Annotated in this window: 12 protein-coding genes; 6 read left to right on the top strand and 6 right to left on the bottom strand. The window is 68.7% G+C overall.

The annotated features are described in order from the left end of the window. Positions 1-148: 148 nt before the first annotated feature. The 4 genes from QAD21_RS14280 to QAD21_RS14265 all read right to left on the bottom strand — a co-directional run bounded on the left by QAD21_RS14280 (position 149) and on the right by QAD21_RS14265 (position 5,321). Positions 149-2,497 carry an AAA family ATPase gene (locus tag QAD21_RS14280; protein ID WP_280359757.1) on the bottom strand — a complete coding sequence of 783 codons (2,349 nt, stop codon included), beginning with the start codon at positions 2,495-2,497 and terminating at the stop codon, positions 149-151. After that, the gene (locus QAD21_RS14275) at positions 2,494-3,183 is read right to left on the bottom strand and encodes a hypothetical protein (RefSeq protein ID WP_280359756.1); all 690 of its coding nucleotides are present in this window, start codon (positions 3,181-3,183) and stop codon (positions 2,494-2,496) included. The genes QAD21_RS14280 and QAD21_RS14275 overlap by 4 nt, the downstream gene beginning before the upstream one ends. A gap of 106 nt (positions 3,184-3,289) precedes the next feature. Further along, positions 3,290-4,384, bottom strand: a complete 1,095-nt coding sequence (locus QAD21_RS14270) for a DoxX family protein (protein ID WP_280359755.1) — start codon at positions 4,382-4,384, stop codon at positions 3,290-3,292. Positions 4,385-4,622: 238 nt separating this feature from the next. Next, a complete protein-coding gene (locus tag QAD21_RS14265) occupies positions 4,623-5,321 on the bottom strand; it encodes an MBL fold metallo-hydrolase (protein ID WP_247449422.1) in 699 nt (232 codons plus the stop codon). 241 nt (positions 5,322-5,562) lie between these two features. Here QAD21_RS14265 and uvrA point away from each other — a divergent pair, with 241 nt between their 5' ends. Next, complete coding sequence (gene uvrA, locus QAD21_RS14260; RefSeq protein WP_280359754.1) at positions 5,563-8,445, top strand: excinuclease ABC subunit UvrA; 2,883 nt, start codon at positions 5,563-5,565, stop codon at positions 8,443-8,445. A gap of 113 nt (positions 8,446-8,558) precedes the next feature. Here the strand turns inward: uvrA and QAD21_RS14255 are convergent, their stop codons facing one another. Both QAD21_RS14255 and QAD21_RS14250 read right to left on the bottom strand, forming a co-directional pair. Next, entirely contained in the window at positions 8,559-8,846 is a 288-nt protein-coding gene (locus QAD21_RS14255) for a PspA domain-containing protein (RefSeq protein ID WP_280359753.1), read from the bottom strand. Positions 8,847-8,919: 73 nt separating this feature from the next. Then, on the bottom strand, positions 8,920-9,345 hold the full coding sequence (locus QAD21_RS14250) for a DUF1844 domain-containing protein (protein WP_058253854.1): 426 nt from the start codon (positions 9,343-9,345) through the stop codon (positions 8,920-8,922). Between the two features lie 265 nt (positions 9,346-9,610). Here QAD21_RS14250 and infC point away from each other — a divergent pair, with 265 nt between their 5' ends. From infC to QAD21_RS14225, 5 genes are all read left to right on the top strand, one after another. Then, positions 9,611-10,252, top strand: coding sequence for a translation initiation factor IF-3 (gene infC, locus QAD21_RS14245; protein WP_162540013.1), 642 nt, complete (start codon positions 9,611-9,613; stop codon positions 10,250-10,252). A gap of 146 nt (positions 10,253-10,398) precedes the next feature. After that, positions 10,399-10,593, top strand: a complete 195-nt coding sequence (rpmI, locus tag QAD21_RS14240; RefSeq protein WP_012834577.1) for a 50S ribosomal protein L35 — start codon at positions 10,399-10,401, stop codon at positions 10,591-10,593. A gap of 43 nt (positions 10,594-10,636) precedes the next feature. Next, positions 10,637-11,017 (top strand): 50S ribosomal protein L20, encoded by a 381-nt coding sequence (rplT, locus tag QAD21_RS14235; protein WP_010844357.1) that lies wholly within the window; start codon positions 10,637-10,639, stop codon positions 11,015-11,017. Positions 11,018-11,064: 47 nt separating this feature from the next. Further along, on the top strand, positions 11,065-11,874 hold the full coding sequence (locus QAD21_RS14230) for an RNA methyltransferase (protein ID WP_280359751.1): 810 nt from the start codon (positions 11,065-11,067) through the stop codon (positions 11,872-11,874). Positions 11,875-11,920: 46 nt separating this feature from the next. Next, positions 11,921-14,401, top strand: coding sequence for a Tex family protein (locus QAD21_RS14225; protein WP_280361731.1), 2,481 nt, complete (start codon positions 11,921-11,923; stop codon positions 14,399-14,401). Positions 14,402-14,472 lie beyond the last annotated feature (71 nt).

The following is a 14,472-nucleotide window of genomic DNA, read 5'->3' as shown; positions in this document are numbered from 1 at the left end:
GGCTCACCAGGACCCTTCGTGACGGCCTCCGCAAGCTCCGGCCTCCTCAGGGAGCAGTAATTGGGCCGCTCCGATCACAACGAGTGCTTTCGCAGTAACCGGGTCGGCAGGTCGCATCAACCGGGAGCGGAGCGGGGATCGCGCGCCCTCAGCCGGCCGGGAGATCCGCAAGGGCGTCGGGGAGGTCGCCCCGATGGACGACGACGAGTCGCTGGGTCGCCCGGGTGAGGGCGACGTACAGGTCGCTGAGCCCGCGTGGTGACTGGTCGATGATCGCGGCGGGCTCGACGACAATGGTCGTGTCGAACTCCAGGCCCTTACAGCTCCGCACCGTGTACACCCGGGGTGGTTCCCGGTCGGGGAGCGTGAAGCGATCCGGCGCCAGCGCCGCGTCGATCGGGTCGTGCAGGTGATCGGGGACCACGACGGCGGTGAGGCCGTCGGGTTCGGCGAGCCCGACGGCTCGGAGGACGGCGTCGGCGATGCTCCCCGGGGAGTCGTTGTCCGCCCGCAGCGCCACCGGCTCGATCCCGTTGCTGCGCAACGAGGTCGGGGCCTTCTCGCCGTTGCCGATCTCGTCGAGGACGCGCGCGGCGTACTCCATGATCTCGCTCGGGGTCCGGTAGTTGACCGACAGCTCTTTGAACTGCCAGCGCTTCGCGACATACGGCTCCAGGACCTCGGCCCACGAGCGCGTGCCCGCCTCGTCGGATGTCTGAGCGGTGTCGCCGATGATCGTCATCCACCGATTCGGGATGCGTCGCATCACCATCCGCCAGGACATGGGGGAGAGCTCTTGGGCCTCGTCGACGATGACGTGGCCGAACGTCCAGGTGCGGTCGCCGTAGGCACGTTCGGCCGTCGTGGCGCGTCGTGTCTCGGTCTGGCGGGACGCGAGCTGTTCTGCGTCGATCAGGTCGTAGGCCATCAGGATCTCGGGATCGAGTTCGTCTTCGAGGTCCTGCGGCGCCGAGCCGGTCAGGATGTCCAGTGCGTCCTGCGCCTCGGCCAACTGGCGACGCCAGCGTGCGCGTTCGGCCCGCTCCGCGTCCTCGGTGCCGTAACCGATCAGCTCGGCGAGTTCGTCCAGCAATGGGACGTCGGCAGGCGAGAAGTCCGCGCCCGACGTCGTGGCAGGGCGCGACGGACGGTGCAGCGCCGCACGATCGGCGTCCGTCCAACCCGGGGTGGCCTTGCGGATCGCGCGTTCGTCGCCGAGCAGGTCGCGAAGCAGGGCCTGCGGGGTCAGCGTCGGCCAGTACCGCAGCAACGCGGCACGGATGTCGGGATCGCGGCTCATGTCGTCGCGGATGTCGGCGATGTCGGCGGGGCTGAGCAACTGCGAACCGTCGAGCAGGCTCGATCCGATGGCCGCCGCGTGCCGCGCCGCGAGTTCGGCGAGTCCCGCCTTCAGGAAGGCGTTCTGCGAGAGGTTGTGGGCGCGTCGAGTCGCGCGGGCCTTGGCGCGCGCGGCCTTGACCAGAGCCGAGTCGATCTCGACGGTGTAGCTGTCGAAATCGACCGCCTCGGGACGAGACGGCAGCGACTGCTGGGCACGCACCGCCCGCTTGAGGACGTCGACCATGCGCAGTCCGCCCTTGACCGCGGCGGTCGTCCGCAGGTCGGCGGTGCCCGCGCGGACGCCGGGGAACAGGTCCCCGATGGTCGAGAGGAGCACGCCGGACTCGCCCAGCGAGGGCAGCACCTGGCCGATGTAGTTCAGGAAGTCGTCGTTGGGTCCGATGATGAGAATGCCGCTGCGCGAGAGGTTCTCGCGATGTGTGTAGAGCAGGTAGGCGGCTCGGTGCAGCGCCACGGCGGTCTTGCCGGTACCGGGGCCGCCCTGGATGACGGTGACCCCGCGATGCGTCGACCGGATGATCAGGTCCTGCTCGCGCTGGATCGTCTCGACGATGTCGGTCATCTCGCCGGTGCGGGCGGCGTTGAGGGCCGCGACAAGAGCCGACTCGTTGACGACGTCGCCGTGTCCGAAGTCGTCGAGCAGCGCATCGCCTGCGGTCAGGGACTCATCGCTCACCCCGCGGACCTTGCGGCTGCGGGTCCGGATGTGGCGACGGCGCGCGACGTCCTCGGGCGCGGCGGGCGTCGCCAGATAGAACGGCCGGGCCAGCGGCGCGCGCCAGTCCAGCAGCAGGGTGGCGTCGGTGGCGGTGGCGTCGAGTTCGCCGTCGTCGGCGAAACCGTCGTCGAGGACACCGATGCGTCCGATACGTCGGATCTCGCCGTCCTCGAGGTCGAGACGACCGAAATACAGATTGTGTTCGGCGGCATCGAATTTGGCGAGATCCTCGTTGTACATCCGTTCGTAGGACTCGCGTTCGGACAGCGCCTGCGGTGTGCCGCCGCGTTCGGAGAGCGTCGACGACAACCGACGCTGCGTGGTCCGACGCATCCGGTCCAGCCTGCCGTACACGCGGTCGAGGTGCCGCTGTTCCTCGTCCACGCGGGGGTCGGCGTCCGGCGAGAGGGCGGTCATCGGCCGTCCCCGATCGACAGCGGTGCGCGGGACCTGTAGGACCGGGCCAGTCCGGCGGCCCGGATGCGGGCGGTCATCGCGCGGGGGTCGGCGGACAAGCGGCTGCAGACCTGCGACGCCGGGTCGGCGAGTGTCTCGTCGTCGAGTCGGCGGGACAGCCACTCGAGAACGTCGGTCTGTGCGTCGAAGGGGACGGGGTCACCGGTGACCGGGTCGGCGAGGACGCCGTGCCGGGACACGTACAGGTCGAAGGTCGCAGGCGGGGTCCACTCGTCCGGAAGGAGGGGAGAGGGACGGCCGAGAACGGGGTGGTCGCGCGTAGTCACTGTATGTCGATCATAGTTGGGTTCGGTGGCGTCGAGAGCATCGATGTGGGTGGGACCCAGCCAGGCCGCGGTCGTAGTGATCGCGCCCTCGCCTGCGAGGATCGGTGCGGCCGGGATGTATCCCCGGGCCGCTACATGGGCGGAATGGCCGACTGTGATGTACGTGACGCGGACCGTGCGGAGGCAGATCCGGTCCGTCGACGGAACGTGGGCGAGCTTGCGACGGAGAACGTCGGGGGCGGCATTCGACCCGACTGCGATCACGAGCCGCGAGCCGGCCGACGGGACCGTCCCGAACGGCGGACCCGCGAGCGTCATCTCGTGCAGCGAGGCCTCTCTCAGCGCCGCGGACGCGGGCACCCAGGGATAATCCGCTGGCGGGTGCTCCGCGTCCGTGGTCGTGAGATCGGTTGTGCTCAGGGTCGTGCTCGTATCTGTTGCTCGTGCGCGTGGAGACCCCGAGGGATCAGCGACGTGCCTTGCGCAGACGCTTGCGACTCTGCTCGGCGGAGTCCTCGGCAGCTGCGGCGAGCTGGCGTGCGGTCTCGGCGAGCTCGGCCGACCGTGCGCGGGCGACGTCGGCGAGTTCGGCGGACCGATCGCGTGCCACGTCGGCGAACTCCGGTGCGCGCTTGCGGGCGGTGTCGGCGAGATCGGACGCGCGGTCGAGGGCCGAATCGGCGATCTTCGGAGCCTTCTTCTTCGCCTGCTTCTGCGCCTTCGCGGCCTGCTTCTGAGCCTTCTCGGCTCGCTTCTGCGCTTCCTTCACGAGCTTCGGGCCCCGCTTGCGCGCGGTCTCGGCGAGATCAGACGAACGCGCGAGCGCCGTGTCGGCGAGCTCCGACGACCGGTGGAGAGCCGCGTCGGCGACGACCGGGGCGCGGTCCTTGATGCGATCCGCGACATCGGAGGCGGTCTCGGCGGCCTTGCCGGCCAGCTCGAGGGAGCGCTTCTGCGCGGCCTCGGCGATCTCGGGTGCGTGCTCGCGGAACTTCGCCGCGGCGTCGGCGGACCGCTCGGAGACGATCTCGGCGCCGTCGTGGGTGCGCTCGACGAGGTGCTCCCAGGTCGACGACCCGGCGGCGGCACCGATCGGCAGCGCCGCGGCCACAGCGGATGCCTTCTGACGGCCGCGCCACGCGAGCGACGGCTTGCCCTCGGTGTCGACCGCCGCCAACAGGACTCCGCCGAGCAGGCCGACGTTCTTGATGAACGCGTTGCGCTGGGCTTCCTTCTTGACCGGGTCGGCCTCGTTCCAGAAGTCGGTGCCCGCTGCCGTCGTCGGGATCAGGGTGCCGGCCAGGACGACGGACGCCACGCGCGGGAACTTGCCGGTTGCGAGCAGGATTCCGCCGCCGATCTGGGCGGCGGCGTTGATCTGCACCAGGGTCTCGGTGTTCTCCGGGATCCGGCCGGCCACCTCGGGCGGGAGCGACGACCGGGCCTTGTCCACGACCGGCTCCGCGGACTGCGCGATCGGTTTGGGGCTCCGGATGGCGTCCACGCCGCTGGCGACGAACGCCGAGGCGAGGAGCGGACGGGCTATACGGCGGAGAATCATCGGTCACAACCTTCTTCAGTCGGGTTTGGCTATCGAGATCCGTCGGGTGAAGCGCGTTTCTGGCCCGTTCAACGCTACCCTGTCGCAACGAATCTGCAGGTCACTCGGCGTGCCGTGACCGGTTTGCGTACCTACGGGGCATCTGGGGTCACGACTCGCCGAACGATCCGAGGAACAGGTAACCGCCCGCGACGGCGACCAAACACTCCGGAACCGACCGGCGTCGCCCGCTTCCGGATCACCAGCGGCGCTCACGCCATTCGGGGAGTGACCCGCGCTCGGCGCCCAGGGTCGTGTCCTTGCCGTGGCCGGGGTAGACGATGGTCGAGTCGTCGAAGCGGTCGAACAGCTTCGTCGAGACGTCCTCGAGGAGGGTGTCGAAGTCCTCCGGCTTCCAGGTCTTGCCGATGCCGCCGGGGAAGAGGCAGTCACCGGTGAAGAGGTGCACGGTTCGCTCGCCGCTGTCGTCGACGTCGGTGAGTGCGAGAGCGATCGATCCCGGGGTGTGCCCGACGAGGTGGATGGCCTCGAACGTGAGGTCGCCGACCTCGAGGACGTCACCGTCGTCGACGAGGCGGTCGGGGGTGACGGGCAGTTCACCGGCGTCGAGGCGCCCCGCCGCGGTCGGCACCCCGGTGGACTCGGTGACGGCGGCGAGGGCCTGCCAGTGATCGAAATGCTGGTGGGTCGTGAAGATGAGCTTCGGTGTTCCCTCGACCGCCGACAAGACCTCGGTGATCGTCTCCGCGTCGTTGGCCGCGTCGATGATCAGCTGATCGCCCGTCGCACGCGAGGTCACCAGGTAGACGTTGTTGTCCATCGGGCCGACGGACAGCTTGACGATGGTGGCCGACGACAGCGTGCGGCGCTGTGGGGTCTTCGACTCGGAGAGGTCGCCGGTGTAGTCGTCGCTGATCGGTGTCGCTGGGGAGGTCATGCCGACAGGCTATGACAGCGGGCAGCCGGAATGTGACGGTCGCGACCATGAAACCCGGCGTGGCGCGCGTATCCTGGACCATCGGTTCGGCGATGACACGCGGGCGGCGAGACCGATCGCCCGGTCGTCGGACTCCGAATCTCCCCGGGGCGAGTGCATGGCGACGTTTCTGTCGGTGGCCGTCGGTACTGTGCCCGTGCGCCGTCTGTGCGCCCTGTGACTCGAGAATGTAAGGACTGCAGTGGTTGATCGTCTGATCGTCCGAGGTGCCCGCGAACACAATCTGCGCGGCATCGATGTCGACCTGCCCCGGGACAGCCTCATCGTCTTCACGGGGTTGTCGGGATCGGGCAAGTCATCCCTCGCCTTCGACACGATCTTCGCGGAGGGGCAGCGGCGCTACGTGGAGTCACTGTCCGCCTATGCGAGGCAGTTCCTCGGGCAGATGGACAAGCCGGATGTGGACTTCATCGAGGGCCTCTCGCCCGCGGTGTCCATCGATCAGAAGTCGACCAACCGCAATCCCCGGTCGACCGTCGGCACCATCACCGAGGTCTACGACTACCTCCGTCTCCTCTACGCCCGCGCCGGCAAGGCGCACTGCCCGATCTGCGGCGAGCCCATCGCCAAGCAGACACCCCAGCAGATCGTGGATCAGGTGCTCGCGATGGACGAGGGCACGCGCTTCCAGGTGCTCGCGCCGGTCGTGCGTACCCGCAAGGGAGAGTTCGTCGACCTCTTCGCCGAGCTCCAGACGCAAGGTTTCTCCCGCGCCCGCATCGACGGCGTCGTCCATCAGCTGACCGATCCGCCGAAGCTGAAGAAGCAGGAGAAGCACGACATCGAGGTGGTCGTGGACCGCTTGGTCGTCAAGGCCAGCGCCAAGCAGCGTCTGACGGATTCGGTCGAGACCGGTCTGCGCCTGGCCGACGGCATCATCGTGCTCGACTTCGTCGACCTCGAGGAGGACGACCCGGAACGCGAGCGCCGCTTCTCGGAGCGGATGGCTTGTCCCAATGCGCATCCGATCGCGATCGACGACCTCGAACCGCGGTCGTTCTCGTTCAACTCGCCGTACGGCGCCTGCCCGGAATGCGACGGGCTCGGCATCCGCAAGGAGGTCGACGAGGAGCTCGTCGTGCCCGACCCGGAGATGTCGCTCGCCGAGGGTGCGATCGCCCCGTGGTCGACCGGCCACAACGCCGATTACTTCCTCCGGTTGATGTCGGGTCTGGCCGATCAGATGAAGTTCGACATCAACACGCCCTGGAAGAAGCTGCCGATCAAGGCGCGCAGGGCCCTGCTCAACGGCAGTGACCACCAGGTCCACGTCAAGTTCCGCAACCGGTACGGCCGCACCCGCTCGTACTACACCGAGTTCGAGGGCGTGCTCTCGTTCCTCGCGCGCCGCATGGACCAGACCGAGTCCGAGCAGATGAAAGAGCGGTACGAGGGTTACATGCGGGACGTGCCGTGTCCTGCCTGCCAGGGCGCGCGCCTGCGCCCCGAGATCCTCGCCGTCACGCTCGACCACCCGGAGTTCGGGCCGAAGTCGATCGCCGAGGTGTGTGCCCTGTCGGTCGCCGACTGCGCCGACTTCCTCGACCAACTGCGGCTCGACTCCCGGCAGGCCGCGATCGCGGGACGGGTCCTCAAGGAGGTCCAGGCCCGCATCCGCTTCCTGCTCGACGTCGGACTCGAGTACCTGTCGCTCGAGCGCGCCGCGGGTTCGCTGTCGGGTGGTGAGGCGCAGCGCATCCGCCTGGCCACCCAGATCGGTTCGGGTCTTGCGGGCGTGCTCTACGTCCTCGACGAGCCGTCGATCGGTCTGCACCAGCGCGACAACCGTCGGCTGATCGACACGCTGACGCGGCTTCGGGATCTGGGCAACACACTGATCGTCGTCGAACACGACGAGGACACCATCCGCGCCGCCGATTGGATCGTCGACATCGGGCCCCGTGCCGGGGAGCACGGCGGGCACGTGGTGCACAGCGGCAGTTACAAGGACCTGCTGAAGAACAGGAAGTCGCTGACCGGTGCGTACCTCGCCGGTCGCGACACCCTGCCGGTGCCGGACATCCGGCGGCCGATCGATCGCAAGCGCCAGCTGACGGTCGTCGGCGCACGGGAACACAATCTCCGTGGCATCGACGTGTCGTTCCCGCTCGGCGTGATGACCGCGGTCACCGGTGTCTCGGGGTCGGGCAAGTCGACGCTCGTCAACGACATCCTGGCCACCGTGCTCGCCAACAAGCTCAACGGCGCGCGTCAGGTGCCCGGGCGTCACACCCGCATCAAGGGTCTGGACAACCTGGACAAGCTCGTGCAGGTCGACCAGTCGCCGATCGGGCGCACCCCGCGGTCGAACCCGGCCACCTACACCGGTGTCTTCGACAAGATCCGCACGTTGTTCGCGGCGACGACCGAGGCGAAGGTCCGCGGCTATCAACCGGGGCGGTTCTCGTTCAACGTCAAGGGGGGCCGCTGCGAGGCGTGCACCGGTGAGGGCACGATCAAGATCGAGATGAACTTCCTGCCGGACGTGTACGTCCCGTGCGAGGTCTGTCACGGCGCGCGGTACAACCGCGAGACCCTCGAGGTGCACTACAAGGGCAAGACGATCTCCGAGGTTCTCGACATGCCGATCGAGGAGGCCGCCGACTTCTTCGAGCCCGTCACCTCGATCCATCGCTACCTGAAGACACTCGTCGACGTCGGTCTGGGCTATGTCCGGCTCGGGCAGCCGGCGCCGACGCTGTCCGGCGGTGAGGCGCAGCGCGTGAAGCTGGCGGCCGAATTGCAGAAGCGGTCGATGGGCCGGACGGTCTACATCCTCGACGAGCCGACCACCGGTCTGCACTTCGAGGACATCAAGAAGCTGCTCGCCGTGATCAACGGTCTGGTCGACAAGGGCAACACGGTCATCGTGATCGAGCACAACCTCGATGTCATCAAGACCGCCGACTGGGTCATCGACATGGGACCCGAGGGTGGCGCGGGTGGTGGAACCGTGGTCGGCGAAGGTACTCCGGAGGACATCGCCTCGACCCCGGGCAGCCACACCGGCAAATTCCTGGCCGAGATCGTCGACATCGACCACGCGGTGGCGTCGGTGGGCTGAGCCACCGAACGCGAATCGCCACTTCCGTTGCAGGAGCGCCGGTTACCGCGGCACACGTCAACGGGAGTGGCGATTTGCGTGTTCTGAGGGGGAATGCGCGGCGGGGGAGTGCGCTACGAACCCATCGACTTGCGGATCTCCTCGAGTCGCTTCTTCGCGGCCTCGTCGCGTTCACGCATCATCTCGTCGACGGACTGGCCCTCGGCGCTCGCCTCCGCCAGCTCCTGCGACCCGATCGCGGTGGTGATGCGGTTCTCGATCTTGTCGCGCACGAAGTCGAAGGTCGGGACGCCGCTGTCGGAGTAATCCGGATCGGGAACCGCTCCGGGCACCGGGCCGGTCGGCACGATCTCCGCATCGATGATCTCGTCGGACCGTCCGGACTCATCGGCATTCGTCATGGGTCCAGCGTAGGCCCTCCGCTGGTCGAGCAGCGCCGGCCGAGCGGAGCGAGGCCGTCGCGTGTCGAGGCCACTACCGCCGAGGCGCGCGAACCGGGCCGGTGTACTTCTCGCCCGGGCCCTCGCCGGGCTCGTCCGGGTATGCACTGGCCTCCCGGAACGCCAGCTGCAGGCCCTTCAGGCCGTCGCGGATCGGTGCGGCGTGGATGCCGAGATCGGCTTTCGACGCGTCGACGATGCCGGCCAGGGCGGTGATCAGGGTGCGGGCCTCGGGCAGGTCGATCCGGTCGGCCGGGGTCCCCTCGGCCAGGCCGAGCTTCTCGGCCGCCGCGCTCATCAGCATGACGATGGATCGGGTGATGACCTCGATGGCCGGAATATCGCCCAGGTCACGGACGTTGTCGGGATCGGTGTGCGCCGCATCTCCCAGGTCGGCGCCATCGCCCGTCGCACCCTCCGGGGGTAACGGTGCAGGTGACGAATAGGAGTTCTCGGCCATGGCTGTTAGACTCCCATAGCACGACCGCCCTGGTATGCGCCGGGGTCGTAAGTGGAGTTCCGCTCCCACCGTTCGACGCGAGGTTCTCGCAGTTGCACGGTCCGGTTCACGCCGATCGTCGCAGATCGCATCTCTCGATGCTGAGCTGCACGTCGTCGGCAGCGTGTGTCAGCACTGGCACGCGTGGACGAACCGGTCGGTATCGGAGCCCCGCGGACATCAGTCCCGGGGCTTCCTTGCTGAGGTGTCCCGCAGGTTCTCTTGCATACGTCCCTCGCCACGACGCGACGGTTACCACTGCAGGATTGAACAAGGAGGCCCCATCAGCACTGAGACCCGCATCAACGAGCGCATCCGCGTCCCCGAGGTCCGACTCGTCGGACCCAACTCGGAGCAGGTGGGCATCGTGCGTGTTGAAGATGCGCTTCGCTTGGCCTACGAGGCCGATCTCGACCTGGTCGAGGTGGCCCCGGACGCCCGTCCGCCGGTCTGCAAGATCATGGACTACGGCAAGTTCAAGTACGAAGCGGCCCAGAAGCAGCGCGAATCGCGTCGCAACCAGCAGATGACCGTGATCAAGGAGCAGAAGCTCCGTCCCAAGATCGACGACCACGATTACGAGACCAAGAAGGGTCACGTCATCCGGTTCCTCGAAGCGGGATCCAAGGTGAAGGTCACCATCATGTTCCGCGGCCGCGAGCAGTCCCGCCCCGAGCTCGGCTACCGACTGCTGCAGCGCCTGGGCAACGATGTCGCCGACTACGGCTTCGTCGAGACCTCGGCCAAGCAGGACGGCCGCAACATGACGATGGTCCTCGCGCCGCACAAGGGTGCGAAGACCCGCCAGAAGGCGCAAGAGAGCCGCGAGCGTTCCGGTGGCCCGAAGGCCGCCCCAGACGCGAGCTGATCCGCGAGCACTGAGCGGACGAGAACTGAGTCGATCGGCCGGACGAGAGTCCGAACCGCTCCGGCCGAGATCACGACACGCGAACACGGGTACACACCGGACCTCGCCGGGTCCGGTGCCCGAGTTCGCCCGAGAAAAGGAAGAACATGCCGAAGAGCAAGACCCACAAGGGCACCGCGAAGCGCTTCAAGGTGACCGGCAGCGGAAAGATCGTCCGCCAGAAGGCCAACCGCCGCCACCTGCTCGAGCACAAGTCGTCCCGGCGCACCCGTCGTCTCGACGGCACCACCGTCGTCAGCGAGAACGACGCCCCGCGCATCAAGCGACTGCTCAACCGCTGACGCCAGCGACCCCAGACATCTGACAAGCAAAAGGATCTAACACATGGCACGCGTGAAAAGGGCCGTCAACGCCCAGAAGAAGCGTCGGTCCACCCTCGAGGCCTCCAAGGGCTACCGCGGACAGCGGTCGCGCCTCTACCGCAAGGCGAAGGAGCAGCAGCTCCACTCGCTGAACTACGCCTACCGCGACCGTCGCGCGCGCAAGGGTGAGTTCCGCAAGCTGTGGATCTCGCGTATCAACGCCGCGGCCCGCGCCAACGACATCACCTACAACCGCCTCATCCAGGGCCTCAAGGCCGCGGGTGTCGAGGTCGACCGCAAGGTGCTCGCCGACATCGCCGTGACCGATCCCGAGGCCTTCACCGGTCTGGTCGAGGTCGCCCGCAAGGCACTGCCGGCCGACGTCAACGCGCCGGCTGCCTGATTGCGCACCAGCACCCACGACCCGCGAGTCGCGCGGACGAACCTCCGATGACGGAGGTCCTGTCCGAGCGGTCCTCGCGGGTCGTGTCGTATGCGAAGCTGCATCGCGCGGCCGAGCGGCGCGACCAGGGTCGCTTCGTCGCCGAAGGTGCCAATGCCGTCGCCTCGGCGCTGGCCGTCGGACGGGCCGAGGCGGTCCTGGTCGCCGACGAGGAGCAGTTCCGTCATCGCGATCTCGCCGAGACCGCCGCGGCGGCCGGCGTCCCGGTGTCGGTGATCACCGGCCGCGCCGCGTCGAAGCTGGCCGAGACGTCCACGCCCGCGGGCATCTTCGCGATCTGCCCGTTGCTCGACGTGCCGCTCGACGCCGTCCTCACCGCCGGGCCGCGACTCCTCGCGATCGCGGTCGAGCCGCGGGAGCCCGGGAACGCGGGCACGCTCATCCGCTGCGCCGACGCGATGGGCGCCGACGCGGTGATCCTGCTCGGCGATGCCGTCGACCCCCACAACGGCAAGTGCGTCCGTGCGAGCGCGGGAAGCGTGTTCACGGTGCCCGTGGTGCGTGAGCGCGCCGTCGACGACGCCCTCGACGCCATCCGGGGGTCCGGCATCAGCCTGTTGGCGACCGCGGCCGATGGCGAGGTCGCCCTGGACGCGGCGGGCGACATCCTCTCCGGCCGCGTCGCATGGCTCTTCGGCAACGAGGCGCACGGCCTGTCGGTCGAGGTGCAACGCTCCGCCGACCACCGCGTGTCCATCCCCATCCGTGGCCGCGCCGAGAGCCTGAATGTCGCTGCCGCGGCGGCCATCTGTCTGTACGAGAGCGCCCGTGTCCACGGCGCGGCGGGTCGCGTCTGACCGCTGTCCGAGCCGGCCGGTAGGGTCGGCGATCGTGTCAGAAACTGTGTCACCCGACTCCGCGCCCGAACCCGCACCCGCGACCCCCGGCTCGCCGGCCGCGGCACCCCAGACGGTGCCCGCGCCCGATCCCGCGGTCGTGAACTCCCGCATCGCCTCGGCGATCGCGACCGAACTCGGGGTGGGCGCCGGTCAGGTGCGATCGGCGATCGAGTTGCTCGACGGCGGATCGACGGTTCCGTTCGTCGCCCGATACCGCAAAGAGGCCACCGGCGGCCTCGACGACGCGCAACTGCGTACCCTCGACGAGCGTCTCGGTTACCTGCGCGACCTCGAGGCCCGACGCCAGGCCGTCCGCGAATCCATCGCCGCGCAGGGCAAACTCGACGCCGCACTCGATGCGCGCATCCTCGAGGCCGACACCAAGGCGCGCCTGGAGGACATCTACCTGCCCTACAAGCCGAAGCGCCGCACCAAGGCCCAGATCGCACGCGAGGCCGGACACGAGCCGGTGGCCGATGCACTGCTCTCGGACCCGACGACGGACCCGGCGACCTTCACCGCCGAGCAGCTCGACGGCGCCCGCGCGATCGCCGTCGAGCGGTTCGCCGAAGACGCCGACCTCGTCGGCGAACTCCGTGAGCTGATGTGGCAGACCGGAGTGCTGCGCACGGCGGTTCGCGACGGCAAGGAGTCGGCCGGCGCCAAGTTCGCCGACTACTTCGAGTTCTCCGAGCCGTTCACCTCGCTGCCGTCGCACCGGGTGCTGGCCGTGCTGCGCGGCGAGCGCGAGGAGATCCTGTCGGTCACCCTCGACGCCGATCCGGCAGCGGCCGACCGGCCCGCCGGCCCCGGACCGTACGAGCAGCGGATCGCCGCCCGGTTCGGCATCGCCGATCAAGGGCGTCCGGCCGACCGCTGGCTCACCGACACGGTGCGCTGGGCATGGCGTACCAAGCTGTTCGTCGGGCTGTCCCTCGACGTCCGGATGCGGCTGCGTCAGGCCGCCGAGGCCGACGCGGTGGCGGTGTTCGCGACGAACCTCAAGGACCTCCTGCTGGCCGCGCCCGCCGGGTCCCGTACGACGATGGGTCTCGACCCCGGCCTACGCACCGGCGTGAAGGTCGCAGTGGTGAACGCGACCGGAAGGGTCGTCGACCACGCAACGATCTATCCGCACGAGCCCCGGCGCGACAAGTCCGGCTCGCTCGCCGTGCTCGGCGCACTCGTCGAGAAGCACGGCGTCGAACTCATCGCCATCGGCAACGGCACCGCCTCACGCGAGACCGACGCGCTCGCCGGCGAACTCCTGTCCGCGATCAAGGAGGCCGGCAAGAAGCCGCCGACGAGCGTCGTCGTGTCCGAGGCGGGTGCCTCGGTCTACTCGGCGTCGGCGTACGCGTCGAAGGAATTGCCGGACCTCGACGTCTCCATCCGCGGCGCGGTCTCGATCGCCCGCCGGTTGCAGGATCCGCTCGCCGAGCTCGTGAAGATCGATCCGAAGTCGATCGGGGTGGGGCAGTACCAGCACGACATCTCCGAGACCCTGCTCGCGCGCTCACTCGGGGCGGTCGTCGAAGACGCGGTGAACGCGGTCGGCGTCGACGTGAACACCGCGTCGGTGCCGCTGCTGTCCCGCGTGTCCGGCATCACCGCGGGCCTCGCGGAATCGATTGTCGCGCATCGTGACACCAATGGCGCGTTCCGGGATCGCAAGCAGATCACCGCGGTGCCCAGGCTCGGCCCCAAGGCATTCGAGCAGTGCGCCGGCTTCCTGCGTATCGCCGACGGCGACAATCCGCTCGACGCGTCGAGCGTGCACCCGGAGGCGTACCCGGTCGTCACACGCATCCTCGAGAAGGTGGGCACCGATGTCCGGTCGCTGATCGGCGACACCGCGACCCTCACCAAGTTGCGACCCGAGGAGTTCGTCGACGAGACGTTCGGTCGTCCGACCGTCGTCGACATCATCGCCGAACTCGACAAGCCCGGGCGCGACCCGCGGCCGGAGTTCAAGACCGCGACGTTTGCCACGGGCATCGAGAAGGTCTCCGACCTGACCCCGGGGATGGTCCTCGAAGGTCAGGTCACCAACGTGGCCGCCTTCGGCGCATTCGTCGACGTCGGCGTGCACCAGGACGGCCTCGTCCACGTCTCGGCGATGGCACACCGCTTCGTCTCCGACCCCCACGAGGTCGTCAAGTCCGGCGACATCGTAAAGGTCAAGGTCATGGACGTCGACATCGACCGCAAACGCATCGGGTTGTCGCTGCGGCTCGACGACGAACCGGGCAGTGACGGCAAACCCTCCCGCGCGCCTCGCGGGCAAGGGCGGGAGGACAGTGCTCGTGGCGGCGGCAATCAGCCGCGGAGGAACGAGCAGCGTGGCGGCGGACGGGGCAACCCGGGCGGCCAGGGCCGGGGCGCTCAGGGGCAGGGCAACCGAGGCGGGAACCGGAACGATCGACGCCCGGCACCCAGCGGGGCGATGGCCGACGCGCTCAAGCGAGCCGGCTTCGGCAAGTAGGGTCGCGGCCCGGGCGGGCCGGTTGTGTGTTCGCGGATGCGGGGATTGCCGACCCCGAGCGAGTAGTTTCC

Source organism: Gordonia sp. SMJS1, from assembly GCF_029866425.1.
Classification (GTDB): domain Bacteria; phylum Actinomycetota; class Actinomycetes; order Mycobacteriales; family Mycobacteriaceae; genus Gordonia; species Gordonia hongkongensis.
The sequence above is the reverse complement of the archived record's forward strand: the minus strand, read 5'-3'. Positions and strand labels throughout refer to the sequence as shown.

Bases quoted from the DNA above. Each gene is read 5' to 3' on its own strand.
- QAD21_RS14280 (WP_280359757.1), bottom strand. From the start codon at position 2,497: ATGACCGCCCTCTCGCCGGACGCCGACCCCCGCGTGGACGAGGAACAG.
- QAD21_RS14250 (WP_058253854.1), bottom strand. From the start codon at position 9,345: ATGGCCGAGAACTCCTATTCGTCACCTGCACCGTTACCCCCGGAGGGT.
- QAD21_RS14255 (WP_280359753.1), bottom strand. From the start codon at position 8,846: ATGACGAATGCCGATGAGTCCGGACGGTCCGACGAGATCATCGATGCG.
- rpmI (WP_012834577.1), top strand. From the start codon at position 10,399: ATGCCGAAGAGCAAGACCCACAAGGGCACCGCGAAGCGCTTCAAGGTG.
- rplT (WP_010844357.1), top strand. From the start codon at position 10,637: ATGGCACGCGTGAAAAGGGCCGTCAACGCCCAGAAGAAGCGTCGGTCC.
- QAD21_RS14265 (WP_247449422.1), bottom strand. From the start codon at position 5,321: ATGACCTCCCCAGCGACACCGATCAGCGACGACTACACCGGCGACCTC.
- QAD21_RS14230 (WP_280359751.1), top strand. From the start codon at position 11,065: ATGACGGAGGTCCTGTCCGAGCGGTCCTCGCGGGTCGTGTCGTATGCG.
- QAD21_RS14270 (WP_280359755.1), bottom strand. From the start codon at position 4,384: ATGATTCTCCGCCGTATAGCCCGTCCGCTCCTCGCCTCGGCGTTCGTC.